This window comes from Streptomyces luteolifulvus (assembly GCF_008806595.1).
Classification (GTDB): Bacteria; Actinomycetota; Actinomycetes; order Streptomycetales; family Streptomycetaceae; genus Streptomyces; species Streptomyces luteolifulvus.
The window spans coordinates 1-23,466 of the sequence record NZ_VZRB01000040.1 but is presented as its reverse complement, the minus strand read 5'-3'; the positions used below and the strand labels follow the sequence as shown (position 1 = coordinate 23,466).

Here is a 23,466-nt window from a genome sequence, read left to right as displayed (position 1 = left end):
AGTGCTGCTTGCCTCCACAGCTGTTTTTCACCGCTTTTGAACTCTCCCGGACGTGTGCTCGCCGAGCGCCCTCAACCTAGGTATCCGATGCTGCATCGAGGCATACGATTCGTCCACGCCGCCCTCTTGGCCTTCTCCGCGGTACTGGCTTTTCTGTTCGTGCGGGGCCTGGATGAAATCGCGCCGCTGGGAAACCCGGCGCTGGTCGATGTGTTCGACTCCGACGATTCGGTGAGCGCCGCGAAAGTCGCCCGAGCTGTCGAATCGTTCGCGGCCGGGCGCGGCGTCGGAATTGCCCGCGATGTGACCGATCTGAAGAACCCTGACGGAGTGCGAAATCTCTACGTGGCTTCCGGTGGCCCCGACTCCTTGACGGTGCAATGGCTCGACGACGGTTATCCGGCGTTCAGCAGCACCTTCGAAACCCGCGTGCGTCCTCTCTCCGGGATCGCACAACAGGATCCACGGGGTCCCTACTACGTGTTCGGATCGCCGGCCGACGCCGATGCCCTGAAGGCCGAGTTCGCCGGCCTCGGCCTGATGGCCACCGTGTCCCACCCTCAGTCGTACGCCGAACTGTCCGCCATGTATGCGGACGACCCCTTGTTCCGTGCCTTCTGCGTGGTCGCCCTTGCGGTGCTGACGATGACCGGCGCGAGCGTGCTGCTCAGCGCGAAGGCGTACGGGGTTCTTCGGCTGCAGGGCATGTCCTTCGCCGGCATCCTCCTCCGTGATCTACGGCAGCTGGCGGTCTTCTGGCTCGCGGCGGCCGGCATCGTGGTGGCGGCGGCACTGACCTTCCTCGGCTTCTACAACGGCTTCGCGTGGTGGGGGCTGTTCGCCTCGGTGGCCCTGGTCGTCGCGGTCCTCTTGGTTCTCGTCGCGCTGGCCGCCCATGCGGCCGTGCTCGCCCTCACCTTCAAGGTCGACGTACTGCGTGCCCTCAAGGGCGAACTGCCCTCACGGGCGGCGTCCGTCAGCGTCTATCTGGTGCGCATCCCCGCACTGCTGCTCACGCTCAGCATTGCCACGAACGTCGCCCTCGCGGGCCGGGATGTACTGACACGCCAGGAGAACCAGGACATCTACCGCACCGTGGGTGACGCGGTCTCGATCCGTGTCAACGGCGCCTTCGCCCCGCACATGGATCAGGTGAACGACCACGTGGGCCCATGGCTGCGCCGAGCCGACAGTCAGGGCAAGGTCCTTGTCGCCGGGCGCAGGGATCTCCAGATGTCAGCACCGGGCGCACATCTGCCGGCCGGTGAGATCTTCATCGTCAACGACACCTATCTCAGCAAGCAGCCGGTGCTCGACCCCGCGGGACACCGCTATCGCTCAACCTCGCGCTCGGTGCGGGTCATCGTTCCCGCATCCCTGAGCTCTCAGGCACCGGCGATCACCGAAGCGGCTTCCGGGATCGTTGATCCGGGGCGCGGCCGGGACATCCCGCTCGAGACGCTGACGAGCAGGACGGGGCAACGGCTCTTCGGCTACAACACCGGCGCCTACGTCTACAACGCGGCACACGGTCCGGACGAGGACAGGTCCCTGGTACGTGACCCGGTCCTTGTCGTCGTCCCCAACGGATCACGCTTCCTCACGGACGATGCGTACACCGCATTCGCCACTCAGGCCGGCGTCGTCTTCACCGACCCCGATGACGTGCTGAACGGAATAAAGACGGAGAAGTTGCAGGACTATGTGAACGCCATGAGTCCCGTCGGGCAGAAAACCGCTCTGGACCTGAGGGATGCGACGGGCGAACTCCGGCTGCAGATCTTCAATCTCGTCGTTTCCGTGCTGGTGCTCCTCATCGCCGGTGTCGGCGTCTGCATCATCTACGCGCGCAAGAACGCGCAGGGCATTTTTGTGAAGCGCATCAGCGGCTGGAGATACCTCGCCACCCATCGCTTCATCCTCGCCGTGGAAGCGGCCATTGCGGTCATCTTCGCCTCCCGGGTTCCCTTCGTGGCATGGGAGCAGCAACAGGAACTGAAGGAGTACGCCGCCTCCGGTGCACCTGCCCCCTTCGAGCCGATACGCATCACCGCACTGGACGTCACCCTCATCACCAGTCTCGTTGCCTTCGAGTTCGGGGCAGTACTCCTCGCCCTTGCGTACTTTCACGGCCGGATCATGAAGGGCGGCGCGACCGAGTCCTGAGCCCTTCAAGCGTGAAATCCCTTCAGCCAGCCGGAGTATGTTGTGATCAATGTCGAGAATCTGTCGAAGGCCTTCGGGGCCCGGACTCTGTGGCGCGACGTCAATTTCACTGTCGACCGCGGTGAGATGCTCGCCCTTGTCGGCCCGAGCGGATCGGGCAAGTCGACCCTCCTCAACTGCCTCGGGCTGCTCGACAGGCCGAGTGCCGGGGCCATTCGTCACGAGGGGAATGACATCACTCGATTCGGCCGGCGTGAGATCCTTCGCTTCCGTCGCACTACTCTCGGATATCTCTTTCAGCACTACGCCCTGATCGAGAATGCGACGGTCGCCGAGAATCTGGACGTGGTCACCAAGCTGCGGCGGATGCCACAGGGCAAAGCCGGTACGGCTGTTGCCGAGGCGCTTGACCGTGTCGGTCTGGCGGGGCGGGGCGCAGAGAAGATCTACCACCTCAGCGGTGGAGAACAGCAGCGCGTGGCCCTGGCCCGCCTTGTGCTCCAACGCCCGTCCCTGGTACTCGCGGACGAGCCGACCGGCGCTCTCGACGAGGCCAACGCCACCATGGTGGTCGACATCCTTCGTGAGCTGAGCAAGGACGGATGTGCGGTGGTCGTCGCCACGCACGATGCCGAGGTCCGCGACCGATGCGACACGGTCTTTGCGGTGCACGAGTCCTCGCTGATCGGCTCCGCGCGAGGCGAGACGATCCCTTCCTAGCGGGCTTCGGCAGTCAGCCCTCGGCGGTCAACCCCTGTAGCGGGCGGGCCGGAGGCCAGGACCCTCGTGGCGAAGGTCGCCAGTTGCGCCCGCATGGTTTCCCGCGGTACGCGCTCCTGCCCGGCCAGGTGGTCGACGAGGTCGGCACGGGTGGCCGCGAGCAGGGCGTGGGCGGTGAAGTCGCTGTCGGTCGGGTCGGGGATCTGCTCCAGTACGGCTCGGAGCAGGCTGTGCCACCGCTCGCGGCCTCACTGATCGGTTCCAGCCGTGCCTCGTACAGTGCGCGGAGCAGCCCGACGCGATCGCCGAAGGCCGGAAGAGTGTGCCCTTGCCGACGCCGGCCGCTGCCGCGATGTCCGCCATGGTGACGTCCTCGGGACTGTCGCAGCGGGCGAGCAGCGGGCGAAGGGCGTCGGCGGCCGCGAGGACGGCATCCCGGTTGCGGGCGGCGTCCTTGCGAGGCTGCCTTGCTCGAGTGACAACCATGTGCTCAGCCTCGTCCGCCGGACGAGTGGTGTAGCGCACTTTTGCAAGCGGGTTGCTTGCAAAAGTTAGCAGGGGTGGGGCAAGGTGGAGGCATGGCATCGCTCAACGTCGGCAATCTCGGTGAGTATCTGCGCGAGCAGCGGCGCAACGCGCAGCTGTCGCTGCGGCAGCTCGCCGACGCCGCCGGGGTGTCCAATCCGTACCTGAGCCAGATCGAGCGCGGGCTGCGCAAGCCGAGCGCGGAGGTGCTGCAGCAGGTCGCCAAGGCCCTGCGCATCTCCGCCGAGACGCTGTACGTGCGGGCCGGCATCCTCGACGCCGAGCGGGACCTGGACGAGGTCGAGACGCGGGCCGTCATCCTCGCCGATCCCACGCTGAACGAGCGGCAGAAGCAGGTGCTGCTCCAGATCTACGAGTCCTTCCGCAAGGAGAACGGATTCGAGGTCGGCGGCGACACCACGGCGGTCGAGGTGGTCGAGGACGGCGACGGTGCGGCGGACGCCCGCGAGGCCCGTACCCGCACGGTCGGCGGCACGACCGGCACCACCGACACGGATCCGCAGCAGACGGCCAGTTGAACCGGACCAGGGGACCGGCCGTCCGCCTGCGGACCTCACACCCTCATCCGAAAGAAATCCGGGAGGACCATCACCATGGCCATCACCGACGACCTGCGCAAGACCTTCAGCGACCCGACTCCGCTCTACTTCGCCGCCGGCACCGCCGACCTGGCATTCCAGCAGGCCAAGAAGGTGCCCGGCCTGGTGGAGCAGCTGCGCGCCGAGGCCCCGGCCCGCATCGAGGCCGTGCGCAACACCGACCCGAAGGCCGTGCAGGAGCGGGCCTCCGCTCGGGCCAAGGAGGCCGGTGCCAAGGCCAAGGAGGCCCAGGAGGCGATCCAGGCCAGGGTCAACGAGTTCATCGCCACCCTCGACGGCGATCTGAAGAAGCTCGGCAGCACGATCGACACGGACCTGAAGAAGCTCGGCGAGTCCGCCCAGGACCTCGCGCTGCGCGGTGTCGGCGTGGCCGCCGAGTACGCCGTGAAGGCCCGCGAGACCTACGAGAAGGTCGCCGAGCACGGTGAGCAGGCCGTGCGGACCTGGCGCGGCGAGGCCGCCGAGGAGATCGAGGAGCTGGCCGTGGCCGTCGAGCCCAAGGCCGCTCCGGCCGAGACCAAGGAGGAGAAGGCGGCGGACAAGCCCGTCGTTGCCGAGGTCACTGCCGAGCCCGCTCCGGCGAAGAAGCCGGTTGCGAAGAAGGCCCCGGCGCGCAAGACCACCGCGAAGAAGACCACGCCGCCGGCGAAGTAGGCGCTGCGGCACATCGCGGTACCGGGACGGGCCGGGCACTCCAGGAGTGCCCGGCCCGTTGTCCGGGTAGCGGCACTCCGGGACGGGGTACGGTGACCGCGTAAGGACAAGCCGAGTCTGGTGGTGGACGTTGTGCTGATGCAGGGGTTCGCAGGGTTCATGTCGCTGCTGAGCATCGCCCTGATCCTTTTCAGCGGCTTCGCACTGCTCGACGCCGCCACGCGCCGTGAGGACGGCTACCGCGCGGCCGACAAGCAGACCAAGCCGTTCTGGCTGATCATCCTCGGGATCGCCTTCGTGGTGAACCTGATCTTCCCGATCCTGTCGTTCCTGCCGATCATCGGCCTGATCGCGACGATCGTGTACATGGTCGACGTACGCCCGGCCCTGCGCGGCCTGCCGGGCGGTGGCCGCAGCCGCCGCGGCGGCTCCAGCAGCGACGGACCGTACGGCCCGTACAACGGCGGCCGATGACCAGCGACGGCCGAGTGACCGGCCGCGGCCGATGACCGGGTGATCCCCCTCCTGACCGGGCGATGCCCTTCCGGGGGGCCGCTACGACGCCCGGTCCCCGGACTCGCTACCGCGTCCGGTCCTTCCGGGCCGGTACGGCGTCCGGTCCCCGGGGTTGCTGCAGCGTCCGCTTCCACCGAGTCGCTACGCGTCCGGTCCTCGTGGGGCGCTACGACCGAGGGCCGCTACGAAGTCCGGTCCCCGGAGTCGCTCCCGCGCCCGGTCCCTCCGGGGCCGCTACGACATCCGGCCCCCTGAGTCGCTCCCGCACCGCTCCCGCTGGGCCCGCTACCGCCCCCGCCCCCGGCCAGACTCCTACCCCCGCCTCCGGTCCAGCAATACCACCGCCACGTCGTCCGTCAGCTCGCCGCCGTTGAGGTCGCGGACCTCGTTGACGGTGGCCCGCAGCAGTTCCTCGCCGCTCAGGCCCGCCGCGATCTGGCGGCGGACCAGCTCCACCATGCCGTCCTGGCCGAGCCGCTCCCGGCCCTCGCCGACGCGGCCCTCGATCAGACCGTCGGTGTAGAGCATCAGGCTCCACTCACGCCCCAGCTCCACCTGCATACGCGGCCAGCGGGCGCCGGGCAGCAGGCCGAGCGCGGGGCCGTTGTTGTCGTACGGCAGCAGCCGGGCCGGCTTGCCCGCGCGGGCGATCAGCGGGGACGGGTGTCCGGCCAGGCACAGGCCGGCGCGGCGGCCGTCCGGTGCGATGTCCACCGTGCACAGCGTCGCGAAGATCTCGTCGTCCGCGCGCTCGTGTTCGAGCACCTGCTGAAGGGTGCCGAGCAGTTCGTCGCCGCACAGCCCCGCGAGGGTCAGCGCCCGCCATGCGATCCGCAGTTCCACGCCGAGCGCGGCCTCGTCCGGCCCATGGCCGCAGACGTCGCCGATCATGGCGTGCACCGTGCCGTCCGGGGTGCGGACGGTGTCGTAGAAGTCGCCGCCGAGCAGGGCGCGCTGGCGGCCGGGGCGGTAGCGGGCGGCGAAGCGAAGCGGGGACCCGTCCAGGAGAGGGGTGGGCAGCAGACCGCGCTCCAGGCGACGGTTCTCCTGGGCACGCATCCGGCCCTCGGCGAGCCGCCGTTCGGCCGTGTCGGAACGTTTCCGCTCCACCGCGTACAGGATCGCCCGGCTCAGCAGCCGGCTGTCCAGTTCGTCCCGGAAGAGGTAGTCCTGGGCGCCCACCCGCACAGCCTCGGCGCCGCGCTCGGCATCGCCGGACGCGGTGAGCGCGAGGACGGCGTGCCGGGGCGCGAGCTTCAGCACATGCTTGAGCACGGCCAGCTCGTCGTCGCCGCTACGGCCGGGGGCGGGCAGTGCGAGGTCCAGCAGGATGCAGTGGACGTCGTCGGTGAGCAGCCGCTCGGCCTCGGTGAGATTGCGGGCCGTACGGACACGGATCGGCGTGCCCGACGAGTCCCGCAGGTCGGGCACGATCGTCGAGCCGCCCGGATCGTCCTCGATCAGCAGCAGATTCAGGTTGGCGTGGGTGGTGCCGGGGGTGCTGCCGGTTTTCTTTCCGGCCTTCTTTCCGGCCGTTTTCTCAGTGCGCGACCCCTCCTCCGTCGAGGGGCCGCTCGGCGTCGCGGCCGGCGCCTGACCACTCTCCACGGCCGGGATCGCTCTCTGCCGCGGTACGGGTACGGGCATCGTCTTGGGTTCCTTCCCTCCCCCCGAGGGCACGGTAGGGCGAGGGGTCTCGACCTACCGACGGGGACCATAGCGGTAGTCGGCGTCGCAGCGGAATGGCGTACGGCACCCGGGTTGACGGCTGGCCGCTGTCATATGCCGCGATCCCTACCGCAGTTGGACAGGTCGGGGGCCCGGCGGGGATGACGAACGTCACGTCCCCAGGAGGTTTGAGGTGGGCCAGGTCACGTGGTAGAGGTCACCGGCGTCCCAAATGTCCGTGTGTTCCGGGGAGGTTCACGCGTCCGGCCGTACGACCCCGAGGATCGGCATGGAGCCCGCCCCCGCGATGGTCACCGTCCGGCCGGGGCGCGGGGCGTGCACGATCGCACCGTCGCCCACGTACATCCCGACATGGCTGGCGTCGTCGAAGTAGATGACCAGGTCGCCGGGCCGCATGTCCTTGATGTCGACGCGCTTCAGCTGCTTCCACTGCTCCTGCGATGTGCGGGGGACCGCGTGGCCGGCCGTCACCCAGGCCTGTGAGGTCAGACCGGAGCAGTCGTACGACTTCGGTCCCTCCGCGCCCCATTCGTACGGTTTGCCGATCTGGGCGGTGGCGTACTCGATCGCCTTCCTGCCCTGCTCGGACGCCTTGCCATGGATCTCGTCGAGGATGCCGGAGTCGAGCCAGGTGGTCTGCGCCTGGCGGGCGGCCTCCTTCTCCAGCTCGGCGAGGCGCTCCTTCTCCTCCTTCTCCAGGCGGGATTCGAGCTTTTCGGCCGCCGCGATCCGCCGCTCCACCTTCTTGCGGGCCGTGGCCTTGGCCTTGCGGCTCGCCTCCAGCTTCTTCCACTGGGCGGAGGCGTCCTTGGCGTACTGCTCCAAGTCCTGCTGGGTGCGGGTCATTTCCTCGATCAGACCTTTGGTCGCGCGCTGGCCCTGGATCACCCGGCCGGCGCCGTCGAGGAACTCCTGCGGATCGTCGCTCAGCATCAGCTGGGCCTCGTCCGGCAGGCCGCCGCTGCGGTACTGGGCGCGGGCCGCCGCGCCCGCGCGGTCCTTCAGCTCGTCGAGTCTCGCCTGGCCCTTGACGATGTGCTTGGCCAGCTCGACGATCTGGGCGGACTGCCGCTCGGTCTTCTCCTCGGCGGCGTTGTACGCGTCCGTGGCGACGGCCGCGTCGTGGTAGAGCAGTTCGAGCTTCGCGCGGACCGCTTCAAGGTCCTTGCCGGCCGGGGGAGTCGGCGACGCGGAGGTGGTGGGGGTCGGTGCGGGGGTCCTTGTCTGGCTCGCGAACGCCGTGCCCGGTGCGGCCAGGACGGTGACCGCGCAGACGACGGTCACGGCAGCCGTGATCAGGCCACGCTTGCCCGTTGCCATACCCCTGCCCCTTATCTGATTTACCGTCAGTAACTTACGGACGCTTCGGGGATCGTGCCATGCCGTCGCGCAAAGCGACAGAGGCAACGCCGAGGCAGTCATTCCCCCCGTCCTCGCCCCGGCATGACGATCCCCCGGGCTGTGTGACGAACGACTCAGGGAGATCGTTCCCTTCGGAGGGGCCGGAGTCTGCGTTTCCCCCTCGCCGGTGCGATTCAGCCGCGGGGCGCCAACGCCTCCCAGCGCACCGTCACTTCGCCCTGGCGCCACCTTCCCGCCCCGTCTGTCACCGGCCAGTCGGCGGACAGTTCCCGTACCGCCCTGATCCAGCGTTGGCGTGCGCCGTAGGAGGCGTAGGGCGCGGCGGCCCGCCAGGCGCGGTCGAAGTCGCGCAGGAAGGCGTGTACGGGTTCGCCGGGGACGTTGCGGTGGATGAGCGCCTTCGGCAGGCGCTCCGCCAGGTCCGAGGGGCGGTCCAGGGAGCCGAGCCGGGTCGCGAAGGTGACCGTGCGCGGGCCCTCCGGGCCGAGCGCGACCCACACATGCCGGCGCCCGATCTCGTCGCAGGTCCCCTCGACCAGCAGCCCGCCCCGCGATCCGGTCGCCGGGTCGGCCGGCGCGAGCCGTGCGCACAGCCGCTGCCAGACGGCGGCGACCTCTCTCTCGTCGTACTGGCGCAGCACATTCGCCGCGCGGATCAGCGACGGCGACCGCGAGAGGGGAATCTCGAAGCCGCCGTGCCGGAAGACGAGCCCGTCGCGTTCGTACGGTCTCGCCGCCGCCACCCGGGCCGGTTCGATCTCGACGCCGACCACGCGCGCGCGTGGGGCGACGGCGCGCAGACGGGCGAGGAGTTCGACGGCGGTCCAGGGGGCGGCGCCGTAGCCGAGGTCGACGGCGACGGGATCGGCGGCGCGGCGCAGTTCGGCGCCGTACGCGGCCGCGATCCAGCGGTCCATACGGCGCAGCCGGTTGGGGTTGGTCGTCCCGCGCGTCACCGTTCCCACGATGGGGGTGCCCGCGCTCGAGCGAAGCCGAGAGTGGGGGTGGGTCGCTGCGCGGGCTGTCATGCGTACGAGGGTATGCGGCCACCAGGGCGACCAGGGGCCGCCCGTACGTGGCGCACACCACCCGTACGTGGCGCACACCACGCCCTCGTCGCTCGAACGGTTGAGCGAGAGTCGGTAATGATTCGGCAAAGACCGCCCGGCTGGAAATCCGGCCGGAAATGGAGCGACCTACTCCGGTGTTGCAAGGCCTTGGAGGGTGCCGCCACGCCCTCCGCGAAGGCATGCCCGCTGCAAGGAGGAACGCCACGTGAGCCAGTACGTCAGCAGGCTCGGGCGTCGCGCCGCGATCGCGCCCTCACGACTGCGACTCCACCGTCGCCCCCGCCGTGTCGCCATGCTCAGCGTGCACACCTCACCGCTCCACCAGCCCGGCACCGGCGACGCCGGCGGCATGAACGTCTACATCGTGGAGCTCGCGCAGCGCCTCGCCGCGATCAACATCGAGGTCGAGATCTTCACCCGCGCGACCGCCGGCGGCCTCCCGCCCAGCGTCGAACTCGCGCCGGGCGTCCTGGTCCGCCATATCGACGCGGGCCCCTACGAGGGCCTCGCCAAGGAAGACCTGCCCGCCCAGCTGTGCGCCTTCACCCACGGCGTGATGCAGGCCTGGGCCGGCCACCGCCCCGGCCACTACGACCTCGTGCACTCCCACTACTGGCTCTCCGGCCACGTCGGCTGGCTCGCCGCCCAGCGCTGGGGCGTCCCCCTCGTCCACGCCATGCACACCATGGCCAAGGTCAAGAACGCCAACCTCGCCGACGGCGACACCCCCGAGCCCGCCGCCCGCGTCATCGGCGAGACCCAGATCGTCGCCGCCGCCGACCGGCTCATCGCCAACACCGCCGAAGAGGCCGACGAACTCGTACGGCACTACGCCGCCGACCCCGGCAAGCTCGCCGTCGTCCACCCGGGCGTCAACCTCGACCGCTTCCGTCCCCTCGACGGCCGTGCGGCCGCCCGCGCCCGCCTCGGTCTCCCGCAGGACGCCCTGGTCCCGCTCTTCGCGGGCCGTATCCAGCCCCTCAAAGCCCCCGACGTGCTCCTTCGCGCGGTGGCCGTCCTCCTCGACGAACGCCCCGACCTGCGCCCCCGCCTCCTCGTCCCCGTGGTCGGCGGTCTCAGCGGCAGCGGCCTCGCCAAGCCCGAGGGGCTGCAGAAGCTCGCGGCGCGCCTCGGCATCGCCGATGTCGTACGGTTCCACCCGCCCGTCCGCCAGGAGCAGCTCGCGGACTGGTTCCGTGCGGCCTCCGTGCTCGTCATGCCCTCCTACAGCGAGTCCTTCGGCCTGGTCGCCATAGAGGCACAGGCGGCCGGCACTCCGGTACTGGCCGCCTCGGTCGGCGGACTCCCCGTCGCCGTACGCGACGGACGGACCGGCTTCCTCGTCCAGGGCCACAACCCGGCCCACTACGCGCGCGTACTGCGCGACTTCGCCGACGACCCGGCCCTCACGCCCCGGCTCGGCGCGGCCGCAGCCCAGCACGCCGAGTCCTTCGGCTGGGACACCGCGGCCGCCGCCACCGCGGACGTCTACACGGCCGCGACCCACTCCCACCGGCGTCGCGTACGCTCCCACCATGGCTGATGCAGAGAAGGCGGCGCAGGTCATCGAGGGTGTCCTGAAGCACGCCGAGCTGGAGTGGGAGAGCCCCGCACCCGGCAACTACGTCGTGAAACTCCCCGGCACCCGCAAGCTGTCGACGACCGTCTCGTTTCTCGTCGGCCGCCACTCCCTGTCGCTGAACGCCTTCGTCATCCGCCACCCCGACGAGAACGAGTCCGGCGTCCACCGCTGGCTCCTGGAACGCAACCTCAAGCTGTACGGCGTGAGTTACGCCGTCGACCCGCTCGGCGACGTCTACGTCACCGGCAAGCTGTCCCTGGCCGCCGTCACCGCGGACGAGATCGACCGGCTGCTCGGCCAGGTCCTGGAGGCGGCCGACGGCAGCTTCAACACCCTCCTGGAGCTGGGTTTCGCGTCCGCGATCCGCAAGGAGTACGCCTGGCGCGTCGCACGCGGGGAGCCGACGCGGAACCTGGACGCGTTCACCCACCTGACGCAGCGCCCGACCGACTGACGGGCCAAGAGCGACTGACTGGCCAAGCGGCCTGTGTCACATCCCCGACTCCGAGGCCGCCCTCGCTGTCATCTTGCTGAGGCGTACCGTCCCGGCGGCACTCCCACCAACTTCCGAAAGTGCCGGGTGAGATGGGACTGGTCGAAGAAGCCGGTCACCGACGCCACCTCGCCCGGCGGACGGCCGTCGAGCAGCAGACGGCGGGCGCGGTCGACGCGGCGGGACATCAGGTACTGGTGCGGGGCGATGCCGTAGGCGGTACTGAACGCCCGTACGAGATGGGCCGGATGGGCATGCACCAGCCCGGCCGCCTCGTCGAGGCCGATCCCGTCGACGACGCGCTCGTCGAGGAGCTCCCGCAGCCGGCGGGCCAGAGCGGGGTCGCGGCGCGGGGTGCCGGGCGCGGCGCCCGGCCGCAGCTGCCCGCGCAGCCGCTCGGCGATCAGTGTCAGCCTGCTCTCCGCCTCCAGCTCGTCGCCGGGGAGGGCCAGCGCGGTGTGCAGCTGCCCGACGCGCAGCCGCAGTACGGGATCCCGCAGATCCGGACCGTCGACGGCGGGCCCGATGAGGTCGTCCCCGAGCCGGCTGGAGTCGAGGTAGAGGACGCGCTTGCGGAAGCCGTGCGCGGTGGCGGGGGAACCGTTGTGCGGGACGTGCGGCGGCAGCAGGGACACCGTGTCGTGCGGGGTGCCGTGCTCGTGCCGGTCCAGGTCGTACCGTACGGCGCCGTTGTCCACGATGAGCAGCGTCCACGCGTCGTGGACGTGCATCGGGTAGGCGTACTCGGTGAAATGGGCGTGGAAGACCTCCACGACACCCGGGACACGGGGACGCCAGGCGGTCACCTCGCGCTGAGGGGCCATGCAAAGAACGTACAAGACGATGCCGTACGCCGGTCGGCACGCTCCTGTCATGAACGCCGATGAACCGATCCGCTTCGACACCAAGATCGCCGTCCTGCTGCGGGAGGACCTGGAGCCCTGGCAGCGGCTGAACGTCACCGCGTTCCTCGTCAGCGGCCTCGGCACCCAGGTCCCCGAGGTGATCGGGGAGCCGTACGAGGACGCAGACGGAGTGCGATACCTGCCGATGTTCCGCCAGCCGGTCCTGGTCTTCGAGGGCACGAAGGAAACCCTCACGGCGGCCCACACCCGCGCCCTCTCCCGCGCCCTGCCGAGGGCACTCTTCACCAGCGACCTGTTCACTACGGGCAACGACCGCGACAACAGGGCAGCGGTACGGGCCGTACCGACGGGGGAGCTGGACCTGGTGGGCCTGGCGGTACACGGGCCCCGTAATGCGGTGGACAAGGTGGTGAAGGGGGCGCGGATGCATCCGTGAGACGGGGGCGACGGCCAGTCCGGGCCCGGGGCCCGGCCGTCGATCGCAGTCCGCAGTCCGCAGTCCGCAGTCCGCAGTCCGCCGTCCGCCGTCCGTGGGCGGCGGCTGCGGCGACCGCGGCCCGCCGCCACTGCCGATTCCCGCCCGGGCCCGCAGGGCGCAGGCCCTCGCCGATCGCCGTCCGGCCCCCGCGCACAGCGGGCTGGGGTCCGGCGGCTGCCGCGTGCCGGTTGCGGTCCGGGCAGGCCTGCTGCTTGCCGTCGTTCGCCTGCGGTTGGCTTGCGCCGTCCAGGGCCCGTTTGGCGCTGGCCGTCTACCGATGCCGGTTGGTGCCCGCGCCTTGCGGCTGCCGTCCGCTGCCTGCCGCCTGCCGGTCGCGGTCCGGCTTCCGCCCGGCGCTCTCGCTGGTGTCGGCTGCTGTGCGCCGTTCGGCATCTGCCTGGCCGATCGCGCCGTCCCGCGCCCGCCCGGCGCCGGCCGTTGTCCCGCCAGCTCGGCTGACTCGCGCCGTCTGCCAGTTCAGCTGCCGATCGCCGTCCCGCGCCCGCCCGGCACTGGTGCGGTCCGGCGTCCGGCTTGCTCCTGCTGTGGGCCGCGCCGCCCCCGCGCTCGTCCGGCCCAGGCCGCTCGCCGCCCGGTTTCCGCCCTCGCGGCGGCTCACGCCGCGCTGGTCTCCGGCTTTGCCGTGGTCGTCGGCTCGATCATGGTCGGTTCCTCTGGGGGCAGGTGGCGCATCAGGGTGCCGTAGCCCGCCGCGGCTGCCGTGCCGATCACCGCGCACAGGCCCCACATCCACTCCGCGCCGAAGTGGTCGATGACGAAGCCGGACATCAGTGGGGCCACCAGGGCCGCGACCGACCAGGACATCGTGTACATCCCCTGGTAGCGGCCGCGGCCGTGGACGGGGGAGAGGCGGACGACCAGCCCGGTCTGGGTGGGCGCGTTCACGATCTCCGCCAGCGTCCACACGCACACCGTGAGGGCGAAGACGCCGACGGATCCGGCGAAGGCGGTGAGCCCGAAGCCGTATCCGGCGAGCAGGGACGAGACCACGAGCAGCCGCCGCGGGTCCCGGTCCTCGATGAAACGGGTGACCGGGATCTGCAGCGCGACGATCAGGACACCGTTGACGGCGATCGCCATGCCGTAGTCGGCGGGGGTGAAGCCCGCCTCGCCCATGGCGACCGGGAGGCCCACGAACCCCTGCTGGAAAATCAGGGCGACGAGGAAGGACAGTCCGACGACGCCCATGAAACGGCCGTCGCGCACTACGGTGCCGAGCCCCACGTCGTCCGTGGCCGCCTTGCCGGCCGGGACGGCGGGCCGTGACTCGGGCAGCTTAAGGAAGACGACGACCGCGCAGACCGCCGTCATCCCCGCCTCGATCAGGAAGCCGGCGAGATAGCTGAACTCGGCGATGAAGCCCGCCGCCACGGAGGAGACGGCGAAACCGAGGTTGATCGCCCAGTAGTTCAGCGAGAAGGCGCGCACACGGTCCTCGGGCCGGACGATGTCGGCCATCATCGCCTGCACGGCGGGCCGCGACGCGTTGGAGGTCAGACCGACGAGGAACGCGACGGCGGCGATGGCGACCGGGTCGTGCATGAAGCCGAGCAGCGCGACGGAGGCGGCGGTCGACGCCTGCGCGAGGAGGAGGGTGGGCCGCCGCCCGAGCCGGTCGGTCATGACGCCCGCTCCGAGGGAGGAGATCACCCCGCCGAGACCGTGCAGCGACGCGACCAGACCGGCGTACGAGGCGGAGTAGCCGCGGTCGAGCGTCAGATACAGCGCCATGAACGTGGCGACGAACGCACCGAGCCGGTTGACGAGGGTGCTGATCCACAGCCACCAGAACGCGCGGGGCAATCCGGAGACGGTCTCGTGGGCGGCACGTCTCAGGGCGGCGACGGACATGGAAGATCCCCCGGATGTAAGCGGCTCTTGCGGTGAGCACAACTTACGAGGGCGGTGTCCGTGCGGGCCACTCAATTAACAGATCCCGTCAACCGTCCCGGCCGTTGTCCGCCTGTCGGGCGGCCGGTTCCCCGCCCAAAGCCTTCGATTACGCTCATACGCATGGCCGACGCACCGTACAAGCTGATCCTCCTCCGCCACGGCGAGAGCGAATGGAACGCGAAGAACCTGTTCACCGGCTGGGTGGACGTCAATCTCAACGACAAGGGCGAGAAGGAGGCGGTCCGCGGCGGTGAGCTGCTCAAGGACGCCGGCCTGCTCCCCGACGTGGTCCACACCTCGCTCCAGAAGCGCGCGATCCGCACCGCGCAGCTCGCGCTGGAGGCCGCGGACCGTCACTGGATCCCGGTCCACCGCAGCTGGCGCCTGAACGAGCGGCACTACGGCGCCCTCCAGGGCAAGGACAAGGCCCAGACCCTCGCCGAGTTCGGCGAGGAGCAGTTCATGCTGTGGCGCCGCTCGTACGACACCCCGCCGCCGCCGCTTGAGGACGGCACGGAGTTCTCGCAGTCGGACGACCCGCGCTACGCCTCCATTCCGCCGGAGCTGCGCCCGCGCACGGAGTGCCTGAAGGACGTCGTCGTCCGCATGCTCCCCTACTGGTACGACGGCATCGTCCCGGACCTGCTGGCCGGCCGTACGGTCCTGGTCGCGGCACATGGGAACAGCCTCCGCGCTCTCGTCAAGCACCTCGACGGCATCTCCGACGCCGAGATCGCGGGCCTGAACATCCCGACGGGCATCCCGCTCTCCTACGAACTCGACGCCGACTTCAAGCCCCTCACCCCCGGCGGCACCTACCTCGACCCCGAGGCGGCCGCGGCAGCAATCGAGGCAGTCAAGAATCAGGGCAAGAAGAAATAACGCGAGCTGAAAAAGCCCCCTAACTGCGCGTCAGGCGCGGATGGGGGGCATTTTCATGCCCGGGACCACTCCAGACCAGACGGCCGGGGCCAAGTGAGTGGTTGCCAGTGCCCTATTTGCGGGAGTTTGCCCGGTTACATACGTTCGACATGCCGTTGTGCGGCTCGCACCGGCAATCCGACCAAGGGAGTTCCGGAATGTCGACCGACCGGACCATCAATGTGCGCTTCTTCAACATGTGGGGTGCGGACATTCAGAACGTCATGCTGAAGTTCAGCGCCTCCAAGAGCGGTGTCGAATCCGACACGTACAAGATCGACTCGCTGAAGAACGGGGAGAGCGTCGGACCGTTCCTTCGGCACTACCAGACCGGGATCGGTTCGGAGAACTTCGACTACTGGTATGTCGAGTTCTTCTCCGAGGGGTCGCCGAGCGGAAAGTTCTGGTGCAAGAACAACTTCTCCTGCGTGCTGGACTCCGACGTCGACAACGGCCGGGAGGCCCACTTCTGGATCGGTGGGACCAAGAAGGAGGCGTACACGGGATTCCCCGAGACCGGCGGCGGCTGGGAAGACGGATACAACGGAACTCCGTCGGAGGACCCCGGTAGCAATTACACGTGCTACGTCAGCCTGGACGGGCCCGCCTGATCCGGCGACCCCTTCTGCGACGGCCCGCCCGCCCCTTCCGCCGGCGGGCCGTTTCGCTGCCCGCCGGATTTCCCGGCCCAACCGGATCTCCCGGCCCAATAGGAATCCAGCCGGGGAATGCGGCGGAGAAACGCCCGCCCGAAGGGCGTGGCAAAACCGCTGCCGGATCGTTCGGGGCCGGACGGCCCGGACGCTGCCGGTGCAGGCCCTTCGGTCCGCGGAGCCGACCCCCGCGGGGGCCGTGCGGACACGATCAGCGGTGCGGCCGGGCAGGCCGAGCGTGGACAAGGGCCCCGGCATCCGCTCAGGTGCCGGGGCCCTTCACCGTCGTGCGGACTTCATCGTCGTACGACGGGCATGATCTCGTTGCTCAGCCGCACTGGCACGGGTTGCCCGACTGGCACCCGCAGCCGCATCCCGCGCCGCAGCCGCACGCGCCGAAGAGCGGGAGGCTCCTGGGCTCGGCGGGCTGTTCGGTGGGGCGTGGCTGGGTGGGGTCGGGTGCGGGGGTGCTGGGGGATTCGGCCATGGGTCCCTCCTGGAGGCTGGTGCCTGTGCCCATTGCATGCCCGCCCCGGCGGGGCGCATCAACGGCGCACTGAGGCTTTTGGCCGCTCCCCGGCAGGGTCAGACCCCCTCCACCCCCGTGACCGGCTGGATCTCCTGCTGGATCTCGTCCGCGTGCTCACCCGTCACCAGGTACACCACGCGCTTGGCGACGGAGACCGCGTGGTCCGCGAAGCGCTCGTAGTAGCGGCCGAGCAGCGTCGCGTCGACGGCCGTCTCGATGCCGTGCGCCCACTTGTCGTCCAGCAGGTGCTGGAAGATCGTGCGGTGCAGGAGGTCCATCTCGTCGTCGTCCTGCTCCAGCTGGAGCGCCAGGTCGACGTCCTTCGTGATGATCACCTCGGCGGCCTTCGCCATGAGGCGCTGCGCGAGCTGGCCCATCTCCAGGATGGTCGCGTGCAGGTCGTGCGGAATGGCCCGCTCCGGGAAGCGCAGCCGGGCCAGCTTGGCCACGTGCTGGGCCAGGTCGCCCGAGCGCTCCAGGTCCGCCGACATCCGCAGGGAGGTGACGACGATCCGGAGGTCGGTCGCCACCGGCTGCTGGCGGGCCAGCAGCGCTATGGCCCGGGCCTCCAGGTCGTGCTGGAGGTCGTCGACCTTCTGGTCGGCCTCGATCACGCTTTCGGCCAGCTTCAGGTCGGAGTCGAGGATCGCCGTCGTGGCGCGCCCGATCGCCGACCCGACCAGCCGGGCCATCTCCACCAGTCCGTCGCCGATCGAATCCAGTTCCTCGTGGTACGCGTCCCGCATCAGGGTTCCCTCTCGTGCGTGTTCTTCGGGGTTCCAGGGGCCGGGGCCCCGGCGCAAATTCGTCGCTGCGAACCCCACGCTCCCACGTTCGGCCCCGCACGCGTCGGTTTCCGTCACCCCAAATGAACCAATACTGGCTCCTAGGTGAACTCTGGGCGACGAGTGTTCGAGCTCGCACACGGAAGGCTGTGGCCAGGACCGATCCCATGCCTAACCTGGACGCATGGACGTGAACGCGGCGGTCGCCGCAGCGGCAGCGATCGCCGGGGTGCTCACCGGTGTCATCGCCATGCTGGCGTTCCGCTGGAGCGAGCGCGACCAGAAGCGCCCGACCAGAACGTCCCTGCACACCGACCCGGTCCTGCCCCCCGGTGTGGACACGGTCCTGTCCGTCCTGCGTTCCTCGGCCGTCGTCCTCGACGAGGCGGACGCCGTGGTCAAGGCCAGCTCGGCGGCGTACGCCCTCGGACTGGTGCGCGGCGGCAGGCTCTCCGTGGAGCCGATGCTCCAGATGGCCCGGGACACCAGACGCGACGGGGAGATACGGCAGGTCGAGCTGGACCTGCCGAGGCGGGGGAGCGGGCGCGGCGAGGCTCTCGCCGTGTCCGCCAGAGTCGCTCCGCTGGGCTCCCGGCTCGTCCTGCTCCTCGTCGAGGACCTCACCGAGGCCCGCCGTATCGAGGCGGTGCGCCGGGACTTCGTCGCCAATGTCAGCCACGAGCTCAAGACCCCCGTCGGCGCGCTCTCCCTTCTGTCCGAGGCCGTGATGGACGCCTCCGACGATCCGGAGGCCGTGGAGCGCTTCGCCGGCCGGATGCAGATCGAGGCGACCCGCCTCACCAGCCTGGTCCAGGAGCTCATCGACCTCTCGCGGGTGCAGAACGACGACCCGCTGGAGGACGCCGAACCGGTCCGCGTGGACGAACTGGTCGCCGAGGCCATCGACCGCTGCCGGCACGCGGCCGGCACCAAGCAGATCACCATGGCCGCGGGCGGCACCGCCGACCTGCATGTCTGGGGCCACAGGGGGCAGCTCGCCGCCGCCCTCGGCAACCTCGTCGAGAACGCGGTCAACTACTCGCCCGCCCGCACCCGCGTCGGCATCGCGGCCCGGCGGGTGGTCGCCCTCGGCGGCGACATGATCGAGGTCGCCGTGACCGACCAGGGCATCGGCATCTCGGAAAAGGACAAGGAGCGCATCTTCGAGCGCTTCTATCGCGTCGACCCGGCCCGCTCCCGCGCCACGGGTGGTACGGGGCTGGGGCTCGCGATCGTCAAGCACGTGGCCGCCTCGCACGGCGGGGAGGTCACGGTGTGGAGCTCCGAGGGACAGGGCTCCACGTTCACGCTGCGGCTGCCGGAGGCGGGCGTGGCCCGTGACCGCGCCCAGCAGCACCCCGCCCACGAAGGACTCGACGACGAGGCCGGGCGGTCCCCCTCCTCATCCCCTCACACGCCCCCGTACGAACCGCTTCCCTCCCCGGAGGTCCTTCCGTGACCCGAGTGCTCGTTGTCGAGGACGAGGAGTCCTTCTCCGACGCCTTGTCGTACATGCTCCGCAAAGAGGGCTTCGAGGTCGCCGTCGCGACCACCGGGCCCGACGGACTCGACGAGTTCGAGCGCAACGGCGCCGACCTCGTCCTCCTCGACCTGATGCTGCCGGGGCTGCCCGGCACGGAGGTGTGCCGCCAGCTGCGCGGCCGCTCCAACGTCCCGGTGATCATGGTCACCGCCAAGGACAGTGAGATCGACAAGGTCGTCGGCCTGGAAATAGGAGCCGACGACTACGTCACCAAGCCGTTCTCCTCGCGTGAGCTGGTCGCCCGTATCCGGGCCGTCCTGCGCCGCCGCGGCGAGCCCGAGGAGGTGACCCCGGCCGCCCTGGAGGCGGGCCCGGTCCGCATGGACGTGGACCGCCACGTGGTGACGGTCTCCGGCTCGAAGGTCGACCTGCCGCTCAAGGAGTTCGACCTGCTGGAGATGCTGCTGCGCAACGCCGGCCGTGTGCTGACCCGTATGCAGCTCATCGACCGCGTCTGGGGTGCCGACTACGTGGGCGACACCAAGACCCTCGACGTCCACGTCAAGCGCCTGCGCGCCAAGATCGAGCCGGACCCGGGCGCGCCGCGGTACCTGGTGACGGTCCGCGGCCTCGGCTACAAGTTCGAGCCGTAAGAGCCTGTGTCACGTCCCCGGCCGGGCGCCCGCCGCCTGGCACGCACGCTCGCCGCGTTGCCGAACCGCCCACGTGGCTCCGCCACGAGGGCGCTCCGGCGCCTTGCGATCGCACGCTCCCCCACTCTCGGCTGCGCTCGAGCGGGGGGACCCCCATGACGACGTGCGCTGATCCGGCCGGGGACGTGACACAGGCTCTAAACCGCGAGGGGCCTGACGATGCCGTGACGACGGGAAGGGCGGGACCTCGTGGTGAGGTCCCGCCCTTCCCGTCGTACGACTGCTCAGTGACCGGCGGCCGACTCGCTCTCGGACGCCGACGCGGAGGCGGACGCGGACTCCGTGGCCGAGGCGTCGCCCGAGGGCTCCTCGGAGGTCGTCGCGGACGGCGAGGAGCCGGCGGCGGGCGTCCCGGGGATCTCGGTCGGGCCCCAGGTGGAGAAGTAGCTCTCGGCCGGCACCACGAAGGCCTGCAGGCTCACGTCGCCGGTCCTGCTGAAGGTGAAGGTGACCTTCTGCGCGTTGCCGTCGGCGACCTCCTCACCGGGGTCGGCGAGCGCGGCGGAGGCGTTGCCCTTGCCGCCGAGGACGACATAGCCGCCGGCCGGGATCGTCAGCTTGCCCTTGCCCTCGGCGGGCGTGATCTCCGCGCTGCCGTCGCCCTCGACACTGATCGCGTCCAGCGTCTGGTCGCTGGTGCCGGTGTTGAAGAGGGTGGCGGAGACGACCGCCGGGCCCGTGGAAGCGGCATCGGGCTGGGTGATGACGACGGCGTTCTGGATCTTGATGTCGCCCACCGTGGTCGCCGCGTTGTCCGGCTTGACCTCCAGGGTCTGTGCGTTGCTGCCGGCCGCGCACGCGGAGAGCGGGGCGATCGAGAACGCGATGGCGGCGGCGGCGAGGGCGCCGCGTCGAAGGCTGCTGCTCACGGCGGCGGCTACTCCTTGACTCGAGCGAGGCGGCCCGTAAAGCCGCGCTAAGTGTCTGTCAGCGGCCTTAGGTTACCGAGCCGTTCCCGGGTCGCCGCACCCGACCCTCCCCCGAAGGGGCCTCTTCGTTCACCGGGGCGCGGAACGGGCGCTGATGCGTGACCCGCTGGGGCCCCATTGGCGGTGCTCTCGTCCGCCATTCACATAACTGCTCCGGCTTACCGCGGGCATCGTCCCGCGAAATGTCCGCGGAGGAATGCGCGATCGTCCCGGGAATTGATCACGTTCCGCCCGGCCGGATGTTCCGCGGAGCGTCGTGATCAATTCCGGATTCGTCTCGTACCCGACGGCGCGCACCGAACGGAGTAGCGGAAGTCGCACGCTTGGAACCAGACATATGCGGACGTTCGTCCCCTTGGAAGGGTCTTCGGATGTGTGTAACGTACGGGTTTCACCCCGCCCGAAGAGCCGCTCCGACCTGCGAATACCTCCTTCCGCTGGGGCGGCGAAGCACGTTCCTGTTGCTGTTGTCAAGCCCCGAGATATGCCCTGACCTGCGAAAACGCCATTCAGAACCCGCAGTTTCCGTGTTACCCTGGATAGCCACGGAAGGGGTACCTGTCACATGACGTTCAAGGTTGGCGACACCGTGGTCTATCCCCATCACGGGGCCGCGCTGATCGAGGCCATCGAAACTCGCCAGATCAAAGGCGTGGACAAGACCTACTTGGTGCTGAAGGTCGCCCAGGGTGATCTGACGGTGCGTGTGCCGGCGGACAATGCGGAGTTCGTGGGCGTGCGTGATGTGGTCGGTCAGGACGGGCTGGACCGGGTCTTCGAGGTGCTGCGCGCGCCGTACGCCGAGGAGCCCACGAACTGGTCGCGTCGCTACAAGGCAAACCTGGAGAAGCTCGCCTCCGGCGATGTCATCAAGGTCGCGGAAGTCGTGCGCGACCTGTGGCGTCGTGAGCGCGAGCGTGGACTCTCCGCAGGTGAGAAGCGCATGCTCGCCAAGGCTCGCCAGATCCTGGTGAGCGAGCTCGCGCTCGCGGAGAACACGAACGAGGACAAGGCCGAGGCCCTGCTCGACGAGGTTCTCGCGTCCTGAACTGACGCCGGCAGCCAGCCCGCTCAGCCCAGTGCACATGAAATGCCGCGGTGCCCGATGACGTATGTCCCGTCGCCGGGCGCTGCGGCATGTTCGCACCCGGACGCCGTACAACGAGGACGATTCCCCGATACTTGGCGTGCCGGGCCCGGGCTGCTGCTCCGACCGGTGTCACGGAAGGGTCCGGTCAAGGCGTCGCGCCCGGCACGCTGAGGCCATACCCAAGAACGCCGAGCACACAAACCTGACAGGAACCGATGTCTGACGTTTCGCGCTCTTCGCCCGCCGGGATCCGGACCGCCGCGGTGATTCCGGCCGCCGGCCGGGGTGTGCGCCTCGGTCCGGGCGCCCCCAAAGCGCTCCGTGCGCTGAACGGCACGCCGATGCTCATCCACGCGGTACACGCCATGGCCGCGTCCCGTGCCGTCTCCCTGGTGGTCGTCGTGGCCCCGCCCGGCGGAGCAGCCGAGGTCAAGTCCCTGCTGGACGCGCACGCGCTGCCCGAGCGCACCGACTTCCTGGTCGTCCCCGGCGGCGACTCCCGCCAGGAGTCCGTGAAGCTCGGACTGGACGCGCTGCCGCCCGACTACGACATCGTGCTGGTGCACGACGCGGCCCGCCCGCTGGTCCCGGTGGACACGGTGGACGCGGTCATCGAGGCCGTACGGGGCGGAGCCGTCGCCGTCGTACCCGCGCTGCCCCTCGCCGACACCGTCAAGCAGGTCGAGCCGGCGGCGACACCGGGGGAGCCGGAGCCGGTGGTCGCCACGTTGGAGCGGGCGCTGCTGCGGGCCGTGCAGACGCCGCAGGGCTTCGACCGGGCCACGCTGATCCGCGCGCACGAGACCGTCACGGACAACGTCACCGACGACGCGAGCATGGTCGAGCAACTGGGCCTGACGGTCGTGGTCGTGCCCGGGCACGAGGAGGCCTTCAAGGTCACGCGCCCGCTGGACCTGGTGCTCGCGGAGGCGGTCCTGGCCCGCAGGAGGCTGAACGATGGCTTCTGAGACGTATCCCGCGCTGCCCCAGGTGGGCATCGGCACCGACATCCATGCCTTCGAGGAGGGCCGGGAGTTGTGGTGCGCGGGGCTGAAATGGGAGGGCGAGGGGACCGGGCTCGCCGGGCACTCCGACGCCGACGTCGTCGCGCACGCCGCGTGCAACGCGCTGTTCTCGGCCGCCGGACTCGGTGACCTCGGGCAGCACTTCGGCACGGGACGGCCCGAGTGGTCCGGTGCGTCCGGGGTGACCCTGCTGACGGAGGCCGCGCGGATCGTGCGCGGGGCCGGCTTCCGGATCGGCAACATCGCCGTCCAGGTCGTCGGACCCCGCCCCAAGATCGGCAAGCGCCGGGACGAGGCCCAGAAGATCCTCTCCGAGGCGGCGGGCGCTCCGGTCTCCGTGTCGGGAGCGACGACGGACGGACTCGGGTTCCCCGGCCGGGGCGAGGGACTGATGGCGGTGGCGACGGCGCTGGTGGTCCGGGCCGGCTGAGCCGAAGGCCGAGCACGTCACGAAGAGCACGTCACGAAAGAGTGCCCCTTGGGCGGGCGGGCACCGGGCATCCTCCCGCGCCCACTACCCTGGAGGGGTGACTATTCGCCTGTACGACACCAGCGCCCGGCAGATCCGTGACTTCACCCCGCTCCAGCCGGGCTGCGTCTCGATCTACCTGTGTGGCGCCACCGTGCAGGCGGCCCCGCACATCGGGCACATCCGGTCCGGCCTCAACTTCGACATCATGCGC

Annotated in this window: 22 protein-coding genes and 2 pseudogenes; 16 read left to right on the top strand and 8 right to left on the bottom strand. The window is 70.0% G+C overall.

Annotation, left to right across the window (positions count from 1 at the left end; genetic code table 11):
- The first annotated feature begins 54 nt into the window (after positions 1–54).
- Positions 55–2,166 carry a hypothetical protein gene (locus F7R91_RS35395; RefSeq protein WP_150956733.1) on the top strand — a complete coding sequence of 704 codons (2,112 nt, stop codon included), beginning with the start codon at positions 55–57 and terminating at the stop codon, positions 2,164–2,166.
- Between the two features lie 42 nt (positions 2,167–2,208).
- On the top strand, positions 2,209–2,886 hold the full coding sequence (locus F7R91_RS35390; RefSeq protein WP_150956730.1) for an ABC transporter ATP-binding protein: 678 nt from the start codon (positions 2,209–2,211) through the stop codon (positions 2,884–2,886).
- Here the strand turns inward: F7R91_RS35390 and F7R91_RS35385 are convergent.
- A pseudogene (locus tag F7R91_RS35385) lies at positions 2,883–3,372 on the bottom strand (helix-turn-helix domain-containing protein). The gene F7R91_RS35390 and the pseudogene F7R91_RS35385 sit on opposite strands and share 4 nt — an antisense overlap.
- Before the next feature lie 92 nt (positions 3,373–3,464).
- Here F7R91_RS35385 and F7R91_RS35380 point away from each other — a divergent pair.
- The 3 genes from F7R91_RS35380 (at position 3,465) to F7R91_RS35370 (ending at position 5,159) form a co-directional block, all read left to right on the top strand.
- On the top strand, positions 3,465–3,950 hold the full coding sequence (locus tag F7R91_RS35380; protein ID WP_191971786.1) for a helix-turn-helix domain-containing protein: 486 nt from the start codon (positions 3,465–3,467) through the stop codon (positions 3,948–3,950).
- A gap of 75 nt (positions 3,951–4,025) precedes the next feature.
- Positions 4,026–4,685 (top strand): hypothetical protein, encoded by a 660-nt coding sequence (locus F7R91_RS35375; RefSeq protein WP_150956725.1) that lies wholly within the window; start codon positions 4,026–4,028, stop codon positions 4,683–4,685.
- Between the two features lie 138 nt (positions 4,686–4,823).
- Positions 4,824–5,159 (top strand): DUF2516 family protein, encoded by a 336-nt coding sequence (locus tag F7R91_RS35370; protein ID WP_191971788.1) that lies wholly within the window; start codon positions 4,824–4,826, stop codon positions 5,157–5,159.
- A 354-nt stretch (positions 5,160–5,513) separates the two neighbouring features.
- Here the strand turns inward: F7R91_RS35370 and F7R91_RS35365 are convergent, their stop codons facing one another.
- The 3 genes from F7R91_RS35365 to F7R91_RS35355 form a co-directional block, all read right to left on the bottom strand.
- Positions 5,514–6,848, bottom strand: coding sequence for a PP2C family protein-serine/threonine phosphatase (locus F7R91_RS35365; RefSeq protein WP_150956722.1), 1,335 nt, complete (start codon positions 6,846–6,848; stop codon positions 5,514–5,516).
- 276 nt (positions 6,849–7,124) lie between these two features.
- Positions 7,125–8,210 carry a C40 family peptidase gene (locus tag F7R91_RS35360; RefSeq protein ID WP_150956719.1) on the bottom strand — a complete coding sequence of 362 codons (1,086 nt, stop codon included), beginning with the start codon at positions 8,208–8,210 and terminating at the stop codon, positions 7,125–7,127.
- Between the two features lie 215 nt (positions 8,211–8,425).
- A complete protein-coding gene (locus F7R91_RS35355) occupies positions 8,426–9,217 on the bottom strand; it encodes a class I SAM-dependent methyltransferase (RefSeq protein ID WP_150956860.1) in 792 nt (263 codons plus the stop codon).
- 310 nt (positions 9,218–9,527) lie between these two features.
- Here F7R91_RS35355 and mshA point away from each other — a divergent pair, with 310 nt between their 5' ends.
- Positions 9,528–10,865, top strand: a complete 1,338-nt coding sequence (gene mshA / locus F7R91_RS35350) for a D-inositol-3-phosphate glycosyltransferase (RefSeq protein ID WP_191971785.1) — start codon at positions 9,528–9,530, stop codon at positions 10,863–10,865.
- Positions 10,858–11,358 (top strand): type III secretion system chaperone family protein, encoded by a 501-nt coding sequence (locus F7R91_RS35345; RefSeq protein ID WP_150956713.1) that lies wholly within the window; start codon positions 10,858–10,860, stop codon positions 11,356–11,358. Before mshA ends, F7R91_RS35345 begins: the two co-directional genes overlap by 8 nt.
- A gap of 68 nt (positions 11,359–11,426) precedes the next feature.
- On the opposite strand, the gene F7R91_RS35340 is transcribed toward F7R91_RS35345, so the two are convergent.
- A complete protein-coding gene (locus tag F7R91_RS35340; RefSeq protein WP_150956710.1) occupies positions 11,427–12,221 on the bottom strand; it encodes a helix-turn-helix transcriptional regulator in 795 nt (264 codons plus the stop codon).
- A 49-nt stretch (positions 12,222–12,270) separates the two neighbouring features.
- Here F7R91_RS35340 and F7R91_RS35335 point away from each other — a divergent pair, with 49 nt between their 5' ends.
- On the top strand, positions 12,271–12,699 hold the full coding sequence (locus F7R91_RS35335; RefSeq protein WP_150956707.1) for a DUF2000 domain-containing protein: 429 nt from the start codon (positions 12,271–12,273) through the stop codon (positions 12,697–12,699).
- A gap of 657 nt (positions 12,700–13,356) precedes the next feature.
- On the opposite strand, the gene F7R91_RS35330 is transcribed toward F7R91_RS35335, so the two are convergent.
- Entirely contained in the window at positions 13,357–14,613 is a 1,257-nt protein-coding gene (locus F7R91_RS35330) for an MDR family MFS transporter (RefSeq protein WP_150956704.1), read from the bottom strand.
- A gap of 162 nt (positions 14,614–14,775) precedes the next feature.
- Here F7R91_RS35330 and F7R91_RS35325 point away from each other — a divergent pair, with 162 nt between their 5' ends.
- Both F7R91_RS35325 and F7R91_RS35320 read left to right on the top strand, forming a co-directional pair.
- A complete protein-coding gene (locus tag F7R91_RS35325) occupies positions 14,776–15,537 on the top strand; it encodes a phosphoglyceromutase (RefSeq protein ID WP_150956701.1) in 762 nt (253 codons plus the stop codon).
- Between the two features lie 197 nt (positions 15,538–15,734).
- Entirely contained in the window at positions 15,735–16,187 is a 453-nt protein-coding gene (locus tag F7R91_RS35320; protein WP_150956698.1) for a hypothetical protein, read from the top strand.
- A gap of 627 nt (positions 16,188–16,814) precedes the next feature.
- Here the strand turns inward: F7R91_RS35320 and phoU are convergent.
- On the bottom strand, positions 16,815–17,504 hold the full coding sequence (phoU, locus tag F7R91_RS35315; protein ID WP_150956695.1) for a phosphate signaling complex protein PhoU: 690 nt from the start codon (positions 17,502–17,504) through the stop codon (positions 16,815–16,817).
- A 223-nt stretch (positions 17,505–17,727) separates the two neighbouring features.
- Between phoU and F7R91_RS35310 the strand changes: the two genes are divergently transcribed.
- Together F7R91_RS35310 and F7R91_RS35305 are read left to right on the top strand one after the other, a co-directional pair.
- Positions 17,728–19,002 carry a sensor histidine kinase gene (locus F7R91_RS35310; RefSeq protein WP_150956693.1) on the top strand — a complete coding sequence of 425 codons (1,275 nt, stop codon included), beginning with the start codon at positions 17,728–17,730 and terminating at the stop codon, positions 19,000–19,002.
- Positions 18,999–19,679 carry a response regulator transcription factor gene (locus F7R91_RS35305; RefSeq protein ID WP_015659563.1) on the top strand — a complete coding sequence of 227 codons (681 nt, stop codon included), beginning with the start codon at positions 18,999–19,001 and terminating at the stop codon, positions 19,677–19,679. Before F7R91_RS35310 ends, F7R91_RS35305 begins: the two co-directional genes overlap by 4 nt.
- Positions 19,680–19,963: 284 nt before the next feature.
- Here the strand turns inward: F7R91_RS35305 and F7R91_RS35300 are convergent, their stop codons facing one another.
- Positions 19,964–20,608 carry a copper chaperone PCu(A)C gene (locus F7R91_RS35300; protein ID WP_150956689.1) on the bottom strand — a complete coding sequence of 215 codons (645 nt, stop codon included), beginning with the start codon at positions 20,606–20,608 and terminating at the stop codon, positions 19,964–19,966.
- A gap of 625 nt (positions 20,609–21,233) precedes the next feature.
- Between F7R91_RS35300 and F7R91_RS35290 the strand changes: the two genes are divergently transcribed.
- The 4 genes and pseudogenes from F7R91_RS35290 to F7R91_RS35270 form a co-directional block, all read left to right on the top strand.
- Positions 21,234–21,716 (top strand): CarD family transcriptional regulator, encoded by a 483-nt coding sequence (locus F7R91_RS35290; RefSeq protein ID WP_003953493.1) that lies wholly within the window; start codon positions 21,234–21,236, stop codon positions 21,714–21,716.
- A 257-nt stretch (positions 21,717–21,973) separates the two neighbouring features.
- Positions 21,974–22,726, top strand: a complete 753-nt coding sequence (ispD, locus tag F7R91_RS35280; RefSeq protein ID WP_150956686.1) for a 2-C-methyl-D-erythritol 4-phosphate cytidylyltransferase — start codon at positions 21,974–21,976, stop codon at positions 22,724–22,726.
- Positions 22,716–23,213: a 2-C-methyl-D-erythritol 2,4-cyclodiphosphate synthase gene (ispF, locus tag F7R91_RS35275; RefSeq protein ID WP_150956683.1), complete on the top strand. Its 498-nt coding sequence runs from the start codon at positions 22,716–22,718 to the stop codon at positions 23,211–23,213. Before ispD ends, ispF begins: the two co-directional genes overlap by 11 nt.
- Before the next feature lie 97 nt (positions 23,214–23,310).
- A pseudogene (locus tag F7R91_RS35270) lies at positions 23,311–23,466 on the top strand (cysteine--tRNA ligase); the annotation flags it as partial.

Bases quoted from the DNA above. Each gene is read 5' to 3' on its own strand.
- F7R91_RS35380 (WP_191971786.1), top strand. From the start codon at position 3,465: ATGGCATCGCTCAACGTCGGCAATCTCGGTGAGTATCTGCGCGAGCAG.
- F7R91_RS35375 (WP_150956725.1), top strand. From the start codon at position 4,026: ATGGCCATCACCGACGACCTGCGCAAGACCTTCAGCGACCCGACTCCG.
- F7R91_RS35370 (WP_191971788.1), top strand. From the start codon at position 4,824: ATGCAGGGGTTCGCAGGGTTCATGTCGCTGCTGAGCATCGCCCTGATC.
- F7R91_RS35365 (WP_150956722.1), bottom strand. From the start codon at position 6,848: ATGCCCGTACCCGTACCGCGGCAGAGAGCGATCCCGGCCGTGGAGAGT.
- F7R91_RS35360 (WP_150956719.1), bottom strand. From the start codon at position 8,210: ATGGCAACGGGCAAGCGTGGCCTGATCACGGCTGCCGTGACCGTCGTC.
- F7R91_RS35345 (WP_150956713.1), top strand. From the start codon at position 10,858: ATGGCTGATGCAGAGAAGGCGGCGCAGGTCATCGAGGGTGTCCTGAAG.
- F7R91_RS35340 (WP_150956710.1), bottom strand. From the start codon at position 12,221: ATGGCCCCTCAGCGCGAGGTGACCGCCTGGCGTCCCCGTGTCCCGGGT.
- F7R91_RS35335 (WP_150956707.1), top strand. From the start codon at position 12,271: ATGAACGCCGATGAACCGATCCGCTTCGACACCAAGATCGCCGTCCTG.
- F7R91_RS35330 (WP_150956704.1), bottom strand. From the start codon at position 14,613: ATGTCCGTCGCCGCCCTGAGACGTGCCGCCCACGAGACCGTCTCCGGA.
- F7R91_RS35325 (WP_150956701.1), top strand. From the start codon at position 14,776: ATGGCCGACGCACCGTACAAGCTGATCCTCCTCCGCCACGGCGAGAGC.
- F7R91_RS35320 (WP_150956698.1), top strand. From the start codon at position 15,735: ATGTCGACCGACCGGACCATCAATGTGCGCTTCTTCAACATGTGGGGT.
- phoU (WP_150956695.1), bottom strand. From the start codon at position 17,504: ATGCGGGACGCGTACCACGAGGAACTGGATTCGATCGGCGACGGACTG.
- F7R91_RS35310 (WP_150956693.1), top strand. From the start codon at position 17,728: ATGGACGTGAACGCGGCGGTCGCCGCAGCGGCAGCGATCGCCGGGGTG.
- F7R91_RS35290 (WP_003953493.1), top strand. From the start codon at position 21,234: ATGACGTTCAAGGTTGGCGACACCGTGGTCTATCCCCATCACGGGGCC.
- ispD (WP_150956686.1), top strand. From the start codon at position 21,974: ATGTCTGACGTTTCGCGCTCTTCGCCCGCCGGGATCCGGACCGCCGCG.
- ispF (WP_150956683.1), top strand. From the start codon at position 22,716: ATGGCTTCTGAGACGTATCCCGCGCTGCCCCAGGTGGGCATCGGCACC.